At 63.5% G+C, this 1,510-nt stretch carries 2 protein-coding genes; both read right to left on the reverse strand.

From position 1 onward, the window contains the following. The coding region (locus AC0QTX_RS27415) for a glutamine amidotransferase-related protein (protein ID WP_474606950.1) at positions 1 to 500 on the reverse strand (500 nt) is incomplete at its 3' end. A 143-nt stretch (positions 501 to 643) separates the two neighbouring features. After that, positions 644 to 1,492 (reverse strand): SDR family oxidoreductase, encoded by an 849-nt coding sequence (locus AC0QTX_RS27420; RefSeq protein WP_474606951.1) that lies wholly within the window; start codon positions 1,490 to 1,492, stop codon positions 644 to 646. Between the last annotated feature and the right edge of the window lie 18 nt (positions 1,493 to 1,510).

A 1,510-nucleotide genomic window follows, 5' to 3' on the forward strand; every position in this document is an offset into this window, starting at 1 on the left:
GTCTCAACCTCGTCGGAGTGGAAAGCCGGAGCGTCGAACGAGGCAGGCCTCCCCGCAAGAAGTCGATGTCGGTGTCCTGCTTCTGTCAGCGTGATTCGGCGGGCAAAGCCTGCTTCCCGCCCTCTGCGGCTGGGGCGAACCGCTCCACCGGCCGCCACGGTGGCGACCTGCAGGCCTGCACAGGATCCAAACGAAGGGACACCCGCTTCGAACACGGCTCGCATCAGATCAATCTCGCGGCGTGTCTCGGGCGTGTCCTGATAGAGGTGAAGCGGCGAGCCAGTCACAAACACCGCATCATAGCTCATCAATCCTTCGCAGTCAGGCAGCGCAGCTTCCCTGTCCGCAGGCTTCACCCGATGGCAGACTGCCCCAGGTGCGAGAAAGCGCAAGGTGTCGATGTAGGTTTCGCCGGAGCTGCGCCCCACGCTCTCACGACGGGTTTCACGCGCCTGAGGCGGCTCACTCTCCGCGATGAGGAAACGCAACGGGTCTGGCAAAGGGAGGTTTCCGGAACGAGGAGCCGAAGCGGCAGGGAGTACGAAACACCCCGGACCCTCCTCTGGTTCCCGCTAGCCATTCCCGAGCTAGAGGCTGTCTGGCCGCCAGACTACAGGCCGCCAGGCAGATAGTGCCTCCGCTTCTACAGGAGCGGGGTTCCACCCGTCACTGCGTAGATGCCACCTGTCATGTAGCTGCCCTCATCCGAGGCAAGCAGAACATAGATGCCAGCCAGCTCCTTAGGCTGGCCAGCACGGCCGAGGGGTGTGTCCTGGCCGAAGCTCTTCACCTTTTCGTCCGGCATGGTGGAAGGGATCAGCGGCGTCCAGATGGGGCCCGGTGCGACTGCGTTGACCCGGATGCCCTTGCTGCCCAACATTTGAGCCAAGCCCGCCGTGAAGTTGGAGACAGCTCCCTTGGTTGAGGCATAGGCCAGCAGCATGGGGCTGGGTTTGTCCGACTGGATCGAAGTGGTGTTGATGATCGAAGAGCCCGGCCGCATGTGAGGAACTGCGGCCTTGGCCAGGTGGAACATGGCCTCGATGTTGGTGCGGAACGTATAGCTCCACTCCTCGTCCGGAATGTCCTCCAGCTTCTCATAAGTGCGCTGGAAGGCGGCGTTGTTCACCAGGATGTCGATGCGGCCAAACTCGCTCACCGCCCGGTCGATGATGGCGCGGCAGTGAGCGGCCTCGGCAATGTCGCCCGACATCAGCACGCAACGCCGCCCCGCCGCCTCTACGTGACGAGCGGTCTCCCGAGCGTCCTCGTCCTCCTGCTCATTGAGGTAGCTGATCAGGACGTCCGCGCCCTCGCGGGCATAGGCGATTGCGACCGCCCGACCTATCCCGCTGTCACCGCCGGTGATCACCGCCACCCGCCCAACAAGTTTGTCACTCCCCTTGTAGCTTGTCTCGCCATGGTCGGCCTGCGGCGTCATCTCTGCTTCGGTGCCGGGGGGCTGGATGTGTTCCTGATCGGACTGGCTCATGCGGCTGCTCCTTATCGG

The sequence above is a fragment of the Microvirga sp. jy35 genome (assembly GCF_056148915.1).

Coding starts and splice junctions, on each gene's coding strand:
- AC0QTX_RS27420 (WP_474606951.1), bottom strand. CDS start 1,492: ATGAGCCAGTCCGATCAGGAACACATCCAGCCCCCCGGCACCGAAGCA.